We start from the raw sequence: 17,191 nt of genomic DNA, 5'->3' as shown, positions 1-17,191 counted from the left end.
GCTGCCTGTAGATGAAGGTTTTGCTTGAGTCGGTTGAACAAGTGGAAGAATTGCTTGTGGCGCACGGCTACATCGCGGAGCGCAGCCTGTGTACGGCTGTGTTTCTCGCGTTGCGCCTGGAGCGCCCTCTTTTTCTCGAAGGTGAGGCGGGTGTCGGAAAAACGGAGATTGCCAAAACGCTTGCGGATGCACTCTCACGCCCGCTCCTTCGCTTGCAGTGTTATGAGGGGATCGATCGGCAGACGGCGCTGTACGATTGGAATTACGCGCGCCAACTCTTGCATATTCGATTGCGCGAGGCCGGGAAGGGCGATCACGAAGATGAATCGTGGGAAGAGCGTGTCGAAAAAGAGGTGTACAGTGAGCGTTTTCTGCTTCGGCGCCCCCTCCTACAAGCCATCTCGACAACGCCTGCGCCTGTGCTGTTGATCGACGAGGTGGATCGCAGTGACGTAGAATTCGAAGCGTTTTTGCTTGAACTGTTGGCCGAGTTTCAAGTGACCATCCCAGAGCTTGGGACGATTCACGCAACGGAAAAACCGCTGGTCATCCTGACTTCCAATCGCACGCGCGAGATGCATGACGCGTTAAAACGGCGCTGTCTCTATTACTGGATCGATTATCCGACGATTGAAAAGGAATTGCGCATCGTTACGGAGCATGTCCCAAACCTAGCGCAGTCCCTGACGCGCTCCCTGTGCCTGTTTATCCAGCGTTTGCGCGAGGAGCCGCTTTACAAAGTGCCGGGACTCGCTGAAACGATCTATTTTGCCCAGGCGCTCGAAGCGCTACATGTTCGCGTCCTGGATGAAGCGGTGCTCTGCGACACGATCGGCTGCCTTTTGAAGTATCGGGACGACCTTGAACTTTTGACTGGGGAGCAGGGGCGCGCGCGCGTGGCGCACCTGCTCGCGGAGGTGTAAGCGTCTGAGTGACCAGGCGAATCTGTCAGACGGGCAGGCGCTTCGCAATCTCATGCTCTTTTGTCGCTCTCTAAAAATGCTTGGGTTTCAGATCAGCACAGAGGAAGAGGAGATGGCGCTGCAGAGCGTCGCGCTCGTCGAATTTTCCAATCCGCTCATTCTGCGTAGCGCACTCGCGGCAACGCTTGTAAAGTCACACGGGCAAATGCCCTTGTTTGAGGCGGCGTTTCGCCAGTTTCTTTTAAGCCTGCGCGGCGTCAAGGACACGCGGCTCGCCCAAAACACCCTGACGGCAAATGTCGCTCGCTTCCGCCAGGAAAAGCATCGCCATCCACAGCTCTTTTTCTCATCACCTCGCGGCGATGTGAGCGAGCACGCGCCGGGGGAACCGCTTTCCCGACAGGTCGGAGCGAGTGTGTTTGCGGCAACACAGCGCTCAGCATACGTTTCACTCACTGCGTGGGAACAAAAGGAGATGACGCGTTTTCAACAGCAACTCGCCTTTCCGCTGCGCTTCAGCAGGCGGATTAAAGTGGCGCGGCGCGGAAAGCGTGTCTTGCTCGGCGAGAGTATTCGCCGTTCGCGCACGATAAGCGAGCTTACGGACCTGTTCTATGCGTCGCGTATACGCAGCAAAAAACCGCTCATTCTACTGCTTGATCTGAGCGGTTCGATGGCGCCGTTTACGCGGACGCTTTTGCGCTTTGCACAAACGCTTGTGAGCCGTAGTAAACAGGTGGAAGTGTTTGCGTTTAGCGTCGAGTTGACACGCTTGACGCGCGTGCTCTCCGCGCAGGCGCGGGACCGTGCGCTTTGCGATGCGTATCGAGTGGCTAAAGACGCAGAGGGTGGTACGCGCCTGACGGAGTCGCTCACCCGCTTTATGCGCCGCGAAGGAAAACCGCTTTTACAACGCGCGGCACAAGTGTGGCTCGTAACAGACGGCCTTTTCACTGGGAGTGAGGACGCCTTTTCAAAAGCGGTGCGCGCACTTGCGCTGCGTGCTCATCCGCTCGTCTGGATCTATCCCGGTGTCATCCCGGAAAACGATGTGGACGCGCCGCGCGGGGTTGCGCATTTGCGGCGAAGCGCTACCGTCGCGTACAGCGCACAAACGTTTTATGAACTGACAGACGCCTATTTGGCAGGTCTGCGTTAATCCATCGGATGATCCGTGTACAGAGACGCACGTATCCTTTTGTACTGGGCAAAGTCTTCCGGTGTATCGATGTCAAGTGCTCGCGTGTCTTTAGGCGCGAGAATGGTCAACGTATTTTTTTCATAGCGGCGCAACAGGTGGCGCGCGCCAACGTCCCCCTGGCACGCGCGAAGCTCTTTCATGAGGCGGGATGAAAAGAGGATCGGGTGGCCGGGCACGTCGACAAAGACAGGGCGGATTACTGCGCACCCAGGGTGCTGTACATGCGCGGCGCGTAGACGTGCGATCAGCTCACTCGTAACAAACGGCTGATCGGCGAGCAGGATCATGACGCTGCTTACGTCGCTTGGCACCGCGTCCACACCTGCCCGCAGGCTTGTGGCCATGCCATCTATGGCGCACTGATTTCGCACAAAGCGCGCGCGGGAAAAGGCGGGATCATCCGCGAGTGGAGCACTGTGCTCGCTGATGACTGCGATAACTGGGCGGCACCCTCCCTGCCACGCCGCGTGAAACGCATAGGAGAAGAGGTATTCGTCCGCGTCGTCGCGCAAAAGCACCTTTGGCACGCCCATGCGCGTAGCCTTTCCTGCCGCGAGGATGACTGCCGCTGTGCGCTGTTCCGTTGAGACCACTGTCACATTCCTCCTGAGGCTGCTCCGATCACAACACAGTGGAAGTTCGCTCCCAAAGTCGATATAGTGGACATCATATACGGTCTCGCGACATTTTCATAGATCGTTTCTACGCGAAAGCGGGTGACACACCAACATGATCGATGTAACCGCAGCGTCCATTGAATCGTTGCAAAAGGATATGCAGCAAAACCGACTCACTTCCTATGAACTTGTGGCCGCATTTGCAGAGCGGGTGGCGGCGCACGATAAGCTTGGCGCGGGGGTAAATGCTGTCGCAGAGTGGAATCCGGACACGTTTTCGATCGCGGCGGCACTTGACGGCGAACGCCAGCGGACAGGGGCGCGCGGACCGCTTCACGGCATTCCAATTCTGATTAAGGATAACGTGGATACAGCCGATCACATGCATACAAGTGCAGGTTCTCTCGCACTTGCAGAATCGTACGCTTTGGAGGACGCAGAAGTCGCGCGCCGCTTGCGCGCGGCGGGCGCGGTCCTTCTTGGCAAGACGAAAATGACCGAGTGGGCGAACTTCATGGCAGAAGGGATGCCAAGTGGCTATAGCTCGCGCGGGGGACAAGTCAATAATCCATACGGGCCAGGCGCGTTTGACGTTGGCGGGTCGAGTTCTGGCTCTGGCGCCGCGATTGCGGCAGGTTTTGCCGTGGCGGCGATTGGTACAGAGACGTCAGGCTCCATTTTGAGTCCATCTTCTGAAAACATGCTGGTCGGCATAAAGCCGACGGTGGGGCTTGTGAGCCGCTACGGCATTATTCCGATTGCGTATAGCCAAGATACCGCGGGCCCGATGGCAAAGACTGTGGCTGACGCAGCGCTGCTTTTGCAGGCGATCGTCGGGTATGATCCGCGCGACCCTGCGACAGGGGCAGCCGGTGCAACGCCTGATTATCGGATGTGCCTTTTGGAACGTGGACTGGAAGGGGTGCGCCTTGGCGTTCCGCGGGCAGGATACTATGAGCACTTGAGCGCGGAACAGGCGGCAGTCATGGAGCGCGCGATCGAAGATGTGCGACGCCTTGGTGCGGTGGTCATCGACCCGATTGAACTGAGCGCAAAGCGCGAGAACGGATACGAGGTGCTCTTGTATGAGTTTAAGTCAGCGCTCAACAGTTATTTGCGCAAGGTCGACCCTCGTCTACCGGTGCACAGTCTCAAGGAATTGATCGCGTTTAACGATGCCGACAAAGAGCGCATGTTGCGCTATGGGCAGGCGATCTTGCTTGCGAGTGAGGAGACGTCAGGGAGTCTGACCGATCCGGACTATCTAAAGGCGCGTCTTCGCGATTTGCGCTACGCACGCGAAGAGGGAATCGATCACGTTTTGCGGGAGCATGCGCTTGACGCGCTTTTGTTTCCAGCAAACTACGGCGCTGCGATCGCGGCTAAGGCGGGATACCCATCCATCACCGTTCCGGGTGGCAAGCTTGAAAACAGCTGTCCCTTCGGTGTGACCTTTACGTCGACCGCGTTTACGGAAGCGAAGCTGATTCGCATGGCGTACGCGTATGAGCAAGGGACGATGCACCGCGTGGCGCCTGATCTCACGTGACGGCAAAAGGCTCATACGATCACGCCGCATGGGATGAGATCGCTGACGAGGAGGCACTCACTTGAATTTTATCGGACTCGGAGCGCTTTTTCTCTTTCTCGCCGTCGCGCTCGGGGCGTTCGGGGCGCACGCCCTGCGCGCGCGGCTTGAACAGGCACAACTCGCCGTTTATCAAACGGGGATTCAGTATCACTTGATTCACGGGCTCGCCATCGTCATCGTAGGGGTAATCGCGCTTGTTCGGCAGACTACAGGCTCCTCTTCGCTATTAACGACATCCGGTGTCCTTTTTGCAGTCGGAATCATCCTTTTTTCCGGGAGTTTGTATCTGCTCGCGATGACTGGGATCCGCAAATTAGGCGCGATCACGCCGTTTGGTGGTTTGTTTTTTCTGGCGGGCTGGATCACGTTGTTGATCGCATCATTTTCACTTTAAAAGGAGGCAGCTTATGGATCATATCGAGACGAAGTTGGCGCAACTCGGCGCGCGGCGCGACGCCTCTACGGGCGCGATCGTCTCTGCGGTTCATCGCTCGACGACGTACGCCCACCCACGCCTTGGCGAGAGCACCGGGTTTGACTACGCGCGCACGGCGAACCCGACGCGGCAGGCGCTTGAAGACGGGATTGCCTTACTTGAAGGTGGCGAGCGCGGATTCGCGTTTTCGTCAGGGATGGCCGCGATTTCCTGTGTGATGAACCTGTTTGGACCGGGCGATCACGTCATCGCGTCAAACGATTTGTATGGCGGGACGTATCGGCTTTTCGAACAGGTGCTCGCGCGTTTCGGCGTCGCGGTGAGTTATCTTGATTTTGCGCTGGAAGGGGCGCTAGAGCAGGCGACGACGCCGCAGACCAAAGCGCTTTTTATCGAGACGCCGACCAATCCGACGATGAAAATCACCGATCTCGCAGCGTGTATCGCATACGCGAACGAACATGGCATGATGACGATTGTGGACAACACGTTTATGACGCCGTATATGCAAAAGCCGCTTACGCTTGGCGCGGACATCGTCCTTCACTCCGCCTCCAAATACCTCGGTGGACACAACGACCTGCTGGCTGGGCTCGTCGTTGCGCGAACAAAAGAAATGGCGGATCGCCTCTACTTTTATCAAAACACGATCGGCGCAGTCTTAGGGCCGGACGATTCCTACCTTCTCATGCGTGGAATGAAGACGCTTGGACTGCGGATGCAGCGACACGAGGAAAACGCGCAGGAACTCGCCCGTTTTCTTGATGCGCATCCGCTGGTTGAGCGAGTTTATTACCCAGGGCTTGCGTCACACCCCGGCAAAACGGTGCAGGAGCGGCAAGCGTCAGGGTACGGTGGGATGGTTTCCTTTGATGTGATCGACGAGCGGATGGTGGCGCCGTTTCTCGAACGTTTGCAGTTGATCGCGTTTGCCGAGAGTCTTGGCGGTGTGGAGTCACTGCTCACGTTCCCAGCCCGTCAGACGCACGCCGACATCCCTGAAGCGATTCGCAGCGCCCTTGGCATCACCAATCGCTTGCTGCGTTTTTCTGTCGGTATTGAGCATTCGGATGATCTGACGGCGGATCTCGCGCAGGCGCTTGAGGTGGCAGGTAAGGAGGTGCACGCGCGATGAAGATGAAGCCGGATACGCAGTATCTTCATACAGGCAATGAGGTCGATCCGCTGTATGGCGCGTCAAGTGTACCCATTTATCAGGCGTCCACGTTTCATCAGGGGTTTGACGACGAGGTTCTCTATGACTATGCCCGCTCTGGGAACCCAACGCGCGCGGCGCTTGAGAACATCGTCGCGACGCTCGAAGGGGGCGTGCGTGGATTTGCCTTCTCGTCGGGGATGGCCGCGATCACAGCTGCGCTTTTGATCCTCCCTTCGGGCAGTCACGTCATCGCTTGTGAGGATCTCTACGGGGGCACGTTTCGCGCATTGACACGCGTGTTCACACGCCTTGGCATCGAGACGACGTTTGTCGATGCGACCGATCCGCAAAATATCGCGCGGGCACTTCGACCAAACACCAAGGCAGTGTATCTTGAAACACCTTCGAATCCGACGATGAGAATCATTGACATAAGGGCTTGTGCTGAGATTGCTAAAGGCGCCGGCGCCGTGACGATGGTCGACAATACGTTCATGACACCGTATTTCCAAAAACCGCACGAACTGGGTGCAGACATCGTGTTGCACTCTGCAACGAAGTTTCTTGGCGGCCACTCAGATGTGATCGCGGGTGTCGCGACGGTGAATTCAGACGCGCTCGCACAGGAGATGTACCTGATTCAAAACGGGTTTGGCGCGGTGCTCGGGCCGCAGGACTGTTTTCTCGTCATGCGCGGCATCAAGACGCTCGGCGTGCGCATGCGGCAAAGTGAAGCGACGGCGATCCGCCTGGCTGCATTTTTGCGGGAAGAACCGCAGGTGCAACGCATTTATTACCCGGGGATTAAAGAGCACGAGGGTCACGCTACCCACATGCGTCAGGCGACAGGTCCTGGCGCGCTGCTCTCATTTACACTGCGTGATGAGGATGCGGTGCGCGCGTTCGTCAAGCGACTGAAACTGCCACTGTTTGCCGTGAGTCTTGGTGCGGTAGAGAGCATTCTCTCCTATCCAATCAGGATGTCCCACGCCGCGATGCCGGAGGAAGAACGCCAGAAACGCGGAATAACAGCGGGACTTTTACGCATGTCGGTGGGACTTGAGGATATCGAGGATCTAATCGAGGACTTCCGCCAAGCGTTCGCAGCACTTTGAGCAACGGTGTGCGGACGGTGTGCCGCCGCGTCGCATGATGGGTGAAGGTCTGGCGCATAGTAGTACGAGCAACATCGTGCCGCAAGACCGATGGGGGGTTCACCTATGGCGATAACGACAATGGCGCTGCGTGACATGGCAGAGCGGATGATGCGTGGCGAAACGTTCAGTGTGCTTGATGTGCGGTCGCGCAACGTGTTTCAAAACTGGATGATCAAAGGGCGGTCGCTCGCCGCGATCGATGTGCCTTATTATGACTTTCAAGCGGATGAGGTCAATGATCAACTCCTGCCCACCCGCACCTGTGTTATTTTTTTAACGCTGCACGACGCCACCGCAAAAAAGGTCGCGGATCGCCTTTTGGAAAAGGGCTATGAAGTGACCGTCCTTTTGGATGGCTACACAGCGTGGGATGAGTTTGTCATCGAATCGACCTTGCTTGTAAACGCACAGGTCAAACTCGTACAGTTTCAGCGGCTGGCAACGGGATGTCTCTCCTATGCGTTCGCCTCGGCGCATCGGGTGACCGTGATCGATCCGATCCGTTTTATTGAACCGTATCTCGCGTTTGCCGAGCGTGAGAACAGCAAGATTGAGGTTGTGCTCGACACACACGTTCACACGGATCACATTTCGGGTGCAAAAGCGCTGCTCGAGGTGACGCGTGCGGAGTATCTGATGGTGCAGCGCGAGGTTCATCAAACAGATATGCGTGTAACGCGACTGAAGCGGGGGACGCTGCGCTTTGGCGCGCTTGATGCGCGGGTTATCACACTTGACACGGAAGGGAACGCAGCGGGACACTCCCTCGTGGTCTTGGATCGCTTTGGGATTTTTACGGGGGATGCGCTGATGGTCGGCGAAGTGGGAATTCCTGACTTGCCAGGCGTTGCGCAAGAGTGGGCAGAAAAAACGACCAACACGATTCTGCGCGAGCTCCAGGCGTATCCTGACGAGATGCAGATTTGGCCGGGTCACTTCGCGGATGTGCAAGAGGTTTCAAAAAATGGGATGATAGGAACAACCCTCGGACAGATTCGCTCTGGCGCGCGCCGACTTGGCGTCTCGAATGTGCTTTCTTTTGCCGATCATCCACGTGACTTTGTGTCGCAGCTTCATCCGATTTCGGATGAAATCATGCGCATTAACACGGGGCAGATTGCGCTTGAGGCGCACGATGCAAAAGCGCTTGAGCGAGAGATCCGACTGTGAAAGTGAGTCGGTATGATGAGCGATCAAGAAAAAAGTGCGTGGGTGAGAGAGTTGGCGCCTGTCGCGTCACCTCTCTCGCTGATGTTTCACGTCACGGAGCATAAGAAAGGCTCTCACGGATTGGCGGAGTTAATTCGACAAGAGGCATTTGCGCGCGTCGTGAGCCGCGTGCAGTCGCCTCTTTTTCATATTTGGCAAAGACCAGCGACGGTACTTCTTGGAGGACGGGAGCGCGCGCTTCCTTTCCTGCAAAAAGGTAAGGATCATCTGCGCGCGGTTGGCTATGAGACGGTCGTGCGCCCGTTTGGCGGACTGGCTGTACCGCTTGATCGCGGGGTGCTGAATCTGACGTATATGACACCGCGTGATGTGCCGATTGAAACCGCGTTTCGCGCGATGGCGGAGCTGCTCTGTGAATTACTCTCGCCTCTCTCCATTGAAGTGGGGGAGGTTCCGCAGGCCTATTGCCCTGGGCGATATGACCTGCACATCGGTGGGGTAAAAGTCGCGGGGCTCGCGCAGCGGCGTTTGCGCGGCGTCGTGCAGGTTAGCGCTGCGCTCAATGTGACCCCTGCAAGCGTTTCGCGCGCGGCGTTGATTCGCTCGTTTTATCAGCATGCAACCACTGGGCGGGAGGCGTGGGTGCCGCACGTTTCGGATGACGCGGTGGGGGATCTTTTATCGTTTGGCTGTGCAGCGGCTTCTTCGTCGGAGCGCTTGATCACGCATATCAAGCATGGACTCGCGCGTTACTGGACGCTGCGTGCGGTGATTGAACCTACACATGATGAACAAGAAGATGCGCTTCGGCGGCTCTCACCTTGACCGATATGGATAGGGGTGTGCTATAGTTAGGCTGATATTATGAATCTTTCATTGTGGACGATGCGCTTGGCGCGCAATTTTTGTCTGGTGGAGGAGGGAGAAAACGCTTACAGAACGGATGCATCCTCGCTTGAAGGTAGAGACTGGACGATTGATGTTACTGGAACTGCAGGCGGATGTTTCTGCTTTCTGTGGTGATTGATTCATAGTAGAATAAGCATCGCAGGCCATGATGACATGCATAATGGTCTTTTTGTATGCATGTGAGGAGGGGCTCTCCCTTGGGATATAAGTTGCCGCTTGCGACAACCGTTTTTCTCTTCTTATTGTCGGTTCTCGGCGCGCTTGTCGTCGGGCTTAATGCAGGCTTTGTCTGACCGAATTGGCCTTTGTGCGACGGCACGCTCATTCCGCCGCTGCACGGTTTGGTACTCGTTGAGTACATTCATCGATTGGTTGCGTTTCTCGCTAGTGTGCTCATTCCTGTCAATGCTATACGCATGTGGTGGGTTCACCGTGGCGATCGCCTTGTTCGTCGACTCTCGATCTTATCTTTCTTCTTTTTGGCGACGCAGGTGGTGCTTGGCGCGCTGATTGTTGTTCTTGTATTGCCTGGCGCATTCACGACGATTGATGTCGGGAATAGCATGATTCTCTTGGGTGTTCTCGCTGCGATGACGGCGGTTGGGTGGCGCGAGCACCGGCAATTGAAAACGGCAAACCTCGAACAGGATTTGGCGACGCGGGCAAACGACGCGAAACCGTTTCGCAAGCCTGTACTGTGGGCGACCGCGACGATTTTTGTTCAGGCGTTGATCGGCGGTTTTTTCCGTCACGGTGGCTACAGTGAGGCTTTGTATGGGCAAAATGCATACCTTTTGAGCCATCACCAACACGTTATGCCAAACCTCACCGTATCGATCTTTTTGCTCATTTTGCATGTTGGATTTACAGCGCTTGTGACGGGGGCCGTTGCGTGGGTTGTGATCGTGTCTGCAAAACAAGGAAAATATCGCGGGTTGTCGATCGCCTTGGTCGGACTATTGTTTTATCAGATTGTGCTCGGTATCATCACACTGCAAACCAAGCTGTCCGTGATTTCTGATACGCTGCACTTTGCAGGCGCCACGGCGTTGGTAACTGTGGTCGCGTACTTTTTGGCACTTGTGCTGCTTGATCTCGCGTCGGTGCGTGTTAAGGTTCGCGAAAAGAGAGAAAAGGCGCTTGTGGCGGCACACTCTTGAGCTTGATTTTTTGTAAAAGAAGAGAGTGCCGTCCCGCAGAAGTTGTAGTCAAAGGGGTGTAGAATCGATGAGTGATCAGGCAGTGATTTCTTCAGATGCAAATGCAACGGCAATGGCGCTAGCCGAGATCGACCCTAAGAAAGCGTATCAGCGCATCATGCGCGATCTGATCAATGTGACAAAACCGGGAATCACGATGTCAAATGCAATGATGACGTTCGTTGGCATCTGGCTCGGCGCGACGCGCCATCCAGTGTTCTCAACCACCATGCTAACCTTGGCGGGCAGCAGTCTTGTCGTCATGGGTGGATGCGCGATGAACAACTTTATGGACCGCGATATTGACCAACTGATGTCGCGCACGATGAAGAGACCCCTTCCGAACAATCGCCTTCCTGCATGGTCTGTGATTACGCTCGGATCCGCGCTTGCGGCGCTCGGCATTTTGATGCTGGGCCTGTATGTGAATGGGTTATCGGCGCTCATGGCCTTTATCGGACTGTTCTTTTACGTTATTGTCTATACGAGGCTTACCAAACGCACCACGTCGCTCAGTACGGTGATTGGAAGTATATCCGGCGCAATGCCTCCGCTAATCGGATGGACAGCGATGAGCAATTCGCTCAGTTGGAGTGCTTTCTTGCTCTTTGCATTCATGTTTATTTGGCAACCGCCACACTTTTTTGCGCTTGGTATGAGACGCGTAAAAGAATACGCGGCGGCGGGTATCCCGCTCGTTCCGGTCTTATACGGTTTCGATGCGACAAAGCGTCAGATGGTTTTTTGGACGGTTCTTCTTCTGCCTGTGTCGACGCTGCTCTATTTTACACACGCCGTTGGCCTGCTTTATCTCGCCACAGCAGTTGTTTTGGGTCTCTGGTGGATTGTTAAAGCGGTGCGCGGGTATCGCGCGACCGATGACGTGGCGTGGGCAACTGAGATGTTCAAGTTCTCGCTGATCTACTTAATGGTCATGGCAGCCGCGATGGTGATCAGCGCGGTGTAAGTGAGCACCACGGAGTCGCAGGATAAAATTAATATAGGAGAGCCGCGCACGTTAGCTGCGTGGCTCTTTTTTGCGTGTTATTTGAGCTGAGTGGCAGCCTCTCGATAAAAGTGCACGAGCGCGCGAATGCCGCGATCAAAGTTTTCGAGCGAGAAGTGTTCGTTTGGCGCGTGGAAATTCTCTGTCATCAGGCTAAAACCCATGAGGACGACAGGGAGATTTAAAACGCGGTGAAACACTTCAACGATTGGAATGGACCCCCCCATCCGCGTCATGTGCGGTTGTACTCCGTACGCGTGCTCGTAACTCCGTTTGGCGAGTTCTACGGCGGGGGAGTCAAACGATCCGAGATATGGATTGCCTGTATCCTGCAATGTCACTGTGAGTTTCGCGCCGCTCGGCGCGTGAGCCAAGAGGTGCGCCTTCACTTTTTCCTGAATGACATCCGGGGATTGCTGATTGACCAGACGGCATGTGATTTTTGCGTGCGCCGCGTGTGGGATCACTGTTTTCGTACCCTCGCCTTGAAAGCCGCCGTAGAGACCATTGATCTCAAGCGTTGGGCGGGCGGTTGACCGCTCGATCGTCGTATAGCCCTCTTCACCGTAAAGTGCAGTGAGTCCGAGTGCTTTGCGATACGCTTCATCATCGTGGGGAAGTTCGGCAAGTGCGGCGCGCTCATCCGATGTGAGACTCACCACTTCATCATAAAACCCTTCTACGGCAACGCTCCCATCCGCGCGGTGAAGCGACGCCAGCAGTTCGACGATTGCGTGTAGTGCGTTCGGCACGGCGCCGCCGTAGAGTCCAGAGTGCAGATCAGAGTTGGCTGTCTTCACGTCAACTTGGAGCGCGCAGAGTCCGCGCAGGCCATAGCAAATTCCCGGCTGCAGCGGGCCTACCATCGTGGTGTCAGAGATCAAAAGCACGTCAGCGCGCAGGCGTTCCGCATTCTTTTCAAGGAATGCGGGGAGGTGTGTGCTGCCGCACTCTTCTTCACCTTCGATGCACAGTTTGACATTGACGTGCAACTCTTTGCGGCGAATGAGCGCTTCGAGTGCGAGGATGTGGAGAAAAACGGGTCCCTTATCATCTGATGCGCCGCGCGCATACAATTGATGATCGCGGATGGAAGGCTCAAATGGCGGTGTCGTCCAGAGTTCCAGGGGGTCGACTGGCTGCACGTCGTAGTGGCCGTACATGAGGATGGTAGGCGCATCGTCACTTGCGTGAAAGGATGCGAATACGACTGGGTGACCCCCTGTTTCAAGCGCCTCAACGTCTGTGAAACCGGCCCTCTTTATTTTTTCGACGAGCCATGCTGCGGCATGTCTCATCTCGGTTTGCTGTGAAGAAAGCGTGCTGATACTTGGAATTCTCAAGAAAGAAGATAATTCCTCGATTTGCGCGTCGCGCGCGCGCTCTAGTTCTTCTTCAATCGATGCCATAAGTGCCTCCTTTTTGTGCATAAGCATGTACGTGCGTCCACTTCATTGTACAATAGAACGAAGAAGCATTTCTTGTGAAACCTGTCGCTACGCAAGTCGCGGGGCAAATCCTGGCGCATCCCTTGGAGGGTGGACAATGAATCGCGAACGTTCAGCAACCCAGTGCAGTGTTTCGTGGCTTTTACAGCATCTGGATGATCAGGGTGTGGTCGTCATCGACTGTCGTTTTGCGCTCGGCGCGCCCGACGCTGGACGTGACGCCTACCGTGCGGGGCACATTCCAGGTGCTCACTATGCAGACCTTGAAGAAGATTTATCGCGGCCGCCACGACCGGGTGAAGGGCGTCATCCGCTTCCAAAAGAAGCAGCGTTTGCCGCGTTCTTGCAGCGTGTATCAATCACCGAAGCGTCACGAGTAGTCGTCTACGATGCGTTGGGGGATATGGCACCGCGCCTTTGGTGGATGCTTCGGTTATACGGTCATCACGATGTGCGCGTTCTCACGGGGGGCATCGCGGCGTGGCACGCGGCAGGCGGCGTACTTGAAACTGGCGCTGTTCCACAGGCTGATCCGTTAACCCCTATGTACGTTTCTACCTTCAAAGCGGAATGGATTCTCGACAAATCCGACGTCCAACGTCTTTCTCAGGTACGTCGTGTGCAGCATCTGCTTGACGCGCGCGCGCCTGAACGCTATCGCGGCGAGATTGAGCCCATCGATCGCAAAGCGGGGCATATTCCAGGCGCGGTGTGCGTTCCTTTTACAAGCCTCTACAGCGCCCCTGCGGTCTTGCGCGACGAAGCTGAACTGCGGGATATTCTCGATCCGTATCTCGATGGAGCACCGCTTGGCGTCTCTTGTGGATCAGGTGTCACAGCGTGCGTTCTTGCCATGGCACTCTTTGAAATCGGGAAACAACCGCGCGTATATGTGGGGAGTTTTAGCGAGTGGTGTGCTGACGATTCGCTGCCGATTGCGACAGGTGATCATTAAAAGCCGTCCACCTGATCAGATGGACGGCTTTTAATCTGCTGTGTGCAGCGTTAGGCGCTCGGGAGTTCGACGACACGAATGGACGTCATCCGGTCACCTTGTTGAATCGCTTCAATGTGTTGATCGCCGGTTGAAACCTGCCCGAAGACGGTGTGATTGCCGTCTAAGTGTGCCGTCGACTTGCGATCGTGCACAATAAAAAACTGGGAGCCACCCGTATCGCGCCCGGCGTGTGCCATAGAGAGCGCCCCGCGCTGATGGATGTGTGGGTTGCCTGCCACCTCACACTTGATGGTGTAGCCAGGCCCCCCTGTCCCTGTGCCGTTTGGGCAGCCGCCCTGAGCGACGAAGCCGGGGATCACACGGTGAAAGGACAGACCGTCGTAAAAGCCGGAGTTTGCGAGCTTCTCAAAGTTTGCGACAGTGCCTGGCGCCTCTTTTTCAAACAACTCAAACTCCATGGTGCCGCCGTTTGCGAGTTCTACGATTGCTTTTTTCAACGTGGGGATTCTCCTTTTAACGATTGTGATGTGTCTCCTTGTCCATTATACGGTCTTTTGCCTGTCTGTTCCAAGACTCGTCGCACGTCTCTGGCTGCGCTATAATAGATCTATCACAATGTCGACTAAAAAGGGGCCATACGCATGTTTTTGCGTGATCAAACCAAACCGGTTCGCGTAGGACCTCTCACCATTGGCGGGAGTCAACACGTGACGATGCAGAGCATGACCATGACAAAAACGGCTGACGTCAAAGCAACGGTTGCAGAGATTCATCGCTTGGAAGAGGCGGGAGCCGACTTGGTGCGCGTTACGGTGAACTCGCGTGAAGCGGCCGATGCGATTAAAGCGATCAAAAAGGAGATCCACATCCCGCTCGTTGCAGATATTCATTTCGACCATCGCCTGGCGCTCCTCGCGATTGAAAACGGCGTCGACAAGGTGCGAATCAACCCTGGGAACATTGGGAAGCGCGAGCGTGTCGAAGAAGTGGTAAAAGCGTGCAAGGCGCGCGGCGTTCCGATTCGCATTGGCGTTAACGCGGGTTCGCTTGAACGGCACATTCTTGAACGCTATGGCTATCCGACGGCGCAAGGGATGCTTGAGAGTGCGCTTCATCATATTGAAATTCTTGAGTCGCTTGATTTTACCGACATTATTGTTTCGATGAAAGCGTCAGATGTCAATCTTGCGATCGACGCGTACAAACTCGCGGCAAGCACATTTTCTTATCCGCTTCATCTTGGAATCACGGAGTCAGGCACCCTTTTTAGCGGCACGATCAAAAGCGCGGCAGGGCTTGGCACATTGCTCGCGGCAGGGCTTGGAAACACAATTCGCGTTTCGCTGTCAGCCGATCCGGTTGAGGAGATCAAAGTGGCGCGGGAACTGCTAAAAACATTTGGGATCATCTCAAACGCGGTCACACTCGTCTCTTGTCCCACGTGTGGGCGGATTGATATTGACCTGATCTCCATTGCGAATGAGATTGAAGAATATGTACAAAACATCAAGGCACCGATTAAAGTCTCTGTTCTCGGCTGCGCTGTAAACGGGCCAGGCGAAGCGCGTGAGGCGGACATTGGAATCGCCGGAGCGCGCGGTGAAGGTCTACTGTTTCGCTACGGTGAGGTTGTGCGCAAAGTGCCTGAGCATGAACTTGTCTCGGAATTAAAGCGAGAGATTGACACACTCGCGCGACGCTTTGCAGAAACCGGGTCAATTCGCTGACCCGGTTTTTTTACGAGGACGCTCATCTTCACTTGCGGCGGAGTGTCCACTTGCGATCTTTATCGCTGAGCGATGGAAAGTGGTCTCCTTGTTTCAATTGAATGCCTTTTGGGTCGTTTACAGGGGAACCGTGACGCTGCTCACTCACTTCGACATAGAAGCCGTCGTTTGGCGCTTGATCGCCCCCAACGAATAAGGTGCGCTCTCCCAAATTCTTCACCTCGCTTCACACAGCAATTCTCCGTGTCTTTTGATAGCGCACGGATGCATAATGATGCCAACATCCTGAGGGTAGCGTGCGTTTTAGCTCGCCATTTGATGCACAAACAAAAAGATGGTAAGGTTAAAAAGGTAAGTCTTTCGGGAGGTGTCTGTCATGAATGCATTCGCATTTTACAATCCAACACAACTGTTTTACGGGAAAGATCAACTGGAAAAGAATTTGCTAAGCCAGGTGCGCACGTATGGCGAGCGCGTGCTTCTCGTGTACGGCGGTGGTAGCATCAAATCGTTTGGTCTCTATGACCGCGTGATGAACTTGTTAAAAGATGGCGGCGTTACGGTGTTTGAGCTATCTGGAATTGAGCCGAACCCGCGTCTCACGACGGTGAAAAAAGGGATTGCGCTTTGCCGCGAACACGACATACAATTGATCCTCGCCGTTGGCGGCGGATCGGTGCTCGACGCTTCTAAAGCGATTGCCGGCGGTGCGCTGTATGATGGCGACGTCTGGGATTTCTATAGCACGAGAAAGCGGCCGGAGTGCGCCCTGCCACTCGGCACGATTCTGACGCTTGCCGCGACAGGGTCTGAAATGAACAGCGGTGGTGTTATTACAAACTGGGAAACGAATGAGAAGATTGGTTCTGGCTCTGTTCACACATTCCCGAAATTCTCGTTTTGCGATCCAACGAACACGTTTACCGTTTCCCGCGAACAGACGACCTATGGCATTGTGGATATGTTCAGTCACGTGCTCGAACAGTATTTCTCCCATACGCCAAACACCGCCCTTCAAGAGCGGCTTTGTGAGTCGGTCATGTCCACGATCATTGAATACGCGCCGCGCGTGCTTGAGAATCCGCAGGATGAAACGGCGCGCGAAACGATCATGTACTGCGGCACAATGGCGCTCAACGGTATGATTGCGATGGGGATGCTCGGCGATTGGGCGACACACGGCATTGAGCACGAGGTCAGCGCCTATTATGACATCCCGCACGGCGGAGGGCTTGCCATCCTTTTTCCAAACTGGATGAAGCACGTATTGAGCGAAGGGACCGCGCGGTTCGCGCAACTCGGAACGCGCGTTTTTGGCATCGAAAAAAGCGGCAAAGACGAGCACGCGGTGGCGCTTGAAGCGATTGCGGCTGTCCGCTCCTTCTTTGACAGTATTGGCGCGCCAAAGCGACTCGCAGACTACGACATTCCAGATGAGCATCTCGGCAAAATGGCGGCACACGCTGTGCGCATGGGAACACTCGGGAATTACAAAAAGCTGAGTGAGAGCGATGTTCTTGCGATTCTAAAAGCGAGCCTCTAATCAAGATTCACGCTGTGCGTAGGGCGCGCCTTCTCTTGAAGGCGCGTCTTCTGTGTGCGCCCGGCATGGGCGTTGTCTATACGGTGAAAGTCCGGAATGGTGAGGGTAGCAGTAGCCATTAGCTTAGGCCAAGGGTGTCCATCGTGA

17 protein-coding genes are annotated in these 17,191 nt (G+C 55.4%); 13 read left to right on the top strand and 4 right to left on the bottom strand.

Annotated features, from left to right (window positions below):
• Positions 1-20: 20 nt before the first annotated feature.
• Both AYW79_RS12910 and AYW79_RS12905 read left to right on the top strand, forming a co-directional pair.
• Positions 21-923 (top strand): AAA family ATPase, encoded by a 903-nt coding sequence (locus tag AYW79_RS12910; RefSeq protein WP_231884548.1) that lies wholly within the window; start codon positions 21-23, stop codon positions 921-923.
• A 112-nt stretch (positions 924-1,035) separates the two neighbouring features.
• The gene (locus AYW79_RS12905) at positions 1,036-2,082 is read left to right on the top strand and encodes a VWA domain-containing protein (RefSeq protein WP_197467727.1); all 1,047 of its coding nucleotides are present in this window, start codon (positions 1,036-1,038) and stop codon (positions 2,080-2,082) included.
• On the opposite strand, the gene AYW79_RS12900 is transcribed toward AYW79_RS12905, so the two are convergent.
• The gene (locus tag AYW79_RS12900) at positions 2,079-2,717 is read right to left on the bottom strand and encodes a nucleotidyltransferase family protein (RefSeq protein ID WP_067566707.1); all 639 of its coding nucleotides are present in this window, start codon (positions 2,715-2,717) and stop codon (positions 2,079-2,081) included. The two genes, AYW79_RS12905 and AYW79_RS12900, sit on opposite strands and share 4 nt — an antisense overlap.
• A gap of 136 nt (positions 2,718-2,853) precedes the next feature.
• Between AYW79_RS12900 and AYW79_RS12895 the strand changes: the two genes are divergently transcribed.
• From AYW79_RS12895 to cyoE, 8 genes are all read left to right on the top strand, one after another.
• Positions 2,854-4,290: an amidase family protein gene (locus tag AYW79_RS12895; RefSeq protein WP_067566705.1), complete on the top strand. Its 1,437-nt coding sequence runs from the start codon at positions 2,854-2,856 to the stop codon at positions 4,288-4,290.
• A gap of 61 nt (positions 4,291-4,351) precedes the next feature.
• Positions 4,352-4,726: a DUF423 domain-containing protein gene (locus AYW79_RS12890; RefSeq protein WP_067566703.1), complete on the top strand. Its 375-nt coding sequence runs from the start codon at positions 4,352-4,354 to the stop codon at positions 4,724-4,726.
• A gap of 13 nt (positions 4,727-4,739) precedes the next feature.
• Positions 4,740-5,903, top strand: a complete 1,164-nt coding sequence (locus AYW79_RS12885) for a PLP-dependent transferase (RefSeq protein ID WP_067566698.1) — start codon at positions 4,740-4,742, stop codon at positions 5,901-5,903.
• Positions 5,904-5,905: 2 nt separating this feature from the next.
• Positions 5,906-7,042: a trans-sulfuration enzyme family protein gene (locus AYW79_RS12880; RefSeq protein ID WP_143216205.1), complete on the top strand. Its 1,137-nt coding sequence runs from the start codon at positions 5,906-5,908 to the stop codon at positions 7,040-7,042.
• A 105-nt stretch (positions 7,043-7,147) separates the two neighbouring features.
• A complete protein-coding gene (locus AYW79_RS12875) occupies positions 7,148-8,254 on the top strand; it encodes an MBL fold metallo-hydrolase (protein WP_067566694.1) in 1,107 nt (368 codons plus the stop codon).
• Between the two features lie 15 nt (positions 8,255-8,269).
• A complete protein-coding gene (locus AYW79_RS12870) occupies positions 8,270-9,079 on the top strand; it encodes a lipoyl protein ligase domain-containing protein (protein WP_179123107.1) in 810 nt (269 codons plus the stop codon).
• A gap of 389 nt (positions 9,080-9,468) precedes the next feature.
• A complete protein-coding gene (locus AYW79_RS12865) occupies positions 9,469-10,323 on the top strand; it encodes a COX15/CtaA family protein (protein WP_067566691.1) in 855 nt (284 codons plus the stop codon).
• Between the two features lie 67 nt (positions 10,324-10,390).
• Positions 10,391-11,329: a heme o synthase gene (gene cyoE / locus AYW79_RS12860; RefSeq protein WP_067566690.1), complete on the top strand. Its 939-nt coding sequence runs from the start codon at positions 10,391-10,393 to the stop codon at positions 11,327-11,329.
• Positions 11,330-11,406: 77 nt separating this feature from the next.
• Here the strand turns inward: cyoE and AYW79_RS12855 are convergent, their stop codons facing one another.
• A complete protein-coding gene (locus tag AYW79_RS12855) occupies positions 11,407-12,777 on the bottom strand; it encodes a dipeptidase (protein ID WP_067566689.1) in 1,371 nt (456 codons plus the stop codon).
• Positions 12,778-12,913: 136 nt separating this feature from the next.
• Here AYW79_RS12855 and AYW79_RS12850 point away from each other — a divergent pair, with 136 nt between their 5' ends.
• A complete protein-coding gene (locus AYW79_RS12850) occupies positions 12,914-13,771 on the top strand; it encodes a sulfurtransferase (protein WP_067566687.1) in 858 nt (285 codons plus the stop codon).
• A 50-nt stretch (positions 13,772-13,821) separates the two neighbouring features.
• Here the strand turns inward: AYW79_RS12850 and AYW79_RS12845 are convergent, their stop codons facing one another.
• Positions 13,822-14,271 carry a peptidylprolyl isomerase gene (locus tag AYW79_RS12845; RefSeq protein WP_067566685.1) on the bottom strand — a complete coding sequence of 150 codons (450 nt, stop codon included), beginning with the start codon at positions 14,269-14,271 and terminating at the stop codon, positions 13,822-13,824.
• 144 nt (positions 14,272-14,415) lie between these two features.
• Between AYW79_RS12845 and ispG the strand changes: the two genes are divergently transcribed.
• Positions 14,416-15,501 (top strand): flavodoxin-dependent (E)-4-hydroxy-3-methylbut-2-enyl-diphosphate synthase, encoded by a 1,086-nt coding sequence (gene ispG / locus AYW79_RS12840; RefSeq protein ID WP_067566683.1) that lies wholly within the window; start codon positions 14,416-14,418, stop codon positions 15,499-15,501.
• Between the two features lie 28 nt (positions 15,502-15,529).
• Here the strand turns inward: ispG and AYW79_RS12835 are convergent, their stop codons facing one another.
• The gene (locus tag AYW79_RS12835; protein WP_067566682.1) at positions 15,530-15,712 is read right to left on the bottom strand and encodes a YjzC family protein; all 183 of its coding nucleotides are present in this window, start codon (positions 15,710-15,712) and stop codon (positions 15,530-15,532) included.
• Positions 15,713-15,877: 165 nt separating this feature from the next.
• Here AYW79_RS12835 and AYW79_RS12830 point away from each other — a divergent pair, with 165 nt between their 5' ends.
• Positions 15,878-17,044 carry an iron-containing alcohol dehydrogenase gene (locus tag AYW79_RS12830; protein ID WP_067566681.1) on the top strand — a complete coding sequence of 389 codons (1,167 nt, stop codon included), beginning with the start codon at positions 15,878-15,880 and terminating at the stop codon, positions 17,042-17,044.
• Positions 17,045-17,191: the final 147 nt, after the last annotated feature.

The sequence above is a fragment of the Ferroacidibacillus organovorans genome (assembly GCF_001642725.1).
Lineage (GTDB): Bacteria > Bacillota > Bacilli > Alicyclobacillales > SLC66 > Ferroacidibacillus > Ferroacidibacillus organovorans.
The sequence above is the reverse complement of the archived record's forward strand: the minus strand, read 5'-3'. Positions and strand labels throughout refer to the sequence as shown.

Coding starts and splice junctions, on each gene's coding strand:
- AYW79_RS12905 (WP_197467727.1), top strand. CDS start 1,036: ATGGCGCTGCAGAGCGTCGCGCTCGTCGAATTTTCCAATCCGCTCATT.
- AYW79_RS12895 (WP_067566705.1), top strand. CDS start 2,854: ATGATCGATGTAACCGCAGCGTCCATTGAATCGTTGCAAAAGGATATG.
- AYW79_RS12885 (WP_067566698.1), top strand. CDS start 4,740: ATGGATCATATCGAGACGAAGTTGGCGCAACTCGGCGCGCGGCGCGAC.
- AYW79_RS12880 (WP_143216205.1), top strand. CDS start 5,906: ATGAAGCCGGATACGCAGTATCTTCATACAGGCAATGAGGTCGATCCG.
- AYW79_RS12875 (WP_067566694.1), top strand. CDS start 7,148: ATGGCGATAACGACAATGGCGCTGCGTGACATGGCAGAGCGGATGATG.
- AYW79_RS12870 (WP_179123107.1), top strand. CDS start 8,270: ATGAGCGATCAAGAAAAAAGTGCGTGGGTGAGAGAGTTGGCGCCTGTC.
- cyoE (WP_067566690.1), top strand. CDS start 10,391: ATGAGTGATCAGGCAGTGATTTCTTCAGATGCAAATGCAACGGCAATG.
- AYW79_RS12855 (WP_067566689.1), bottom strand. CDS start 12,777: ATGGCATCGATTGAAGAAGAACTAGAGCGCGCGCGCGACGCGCAAATC.
- AYW79_RS12850 (WP_067566687.1), top strand. CDS start 12,914: ATGAATCGCGAACGTTCAGCAACCCAGTGCAGTGTTTCGTGGCTTTTA.
- ispG (WP_067566683.1), top strand. CDS start 14,416: ATGTTTTTGCGTGATCAAACCAAACCGGTTCGCGTAGGACCTCTCACC.
- AYW79_RS12830 (WP_067566681.1), top strand. CDS start 15,878: ATGAATGCATTCGCATTTTACAATCCAACACAACTGTTTTACGGGAAA.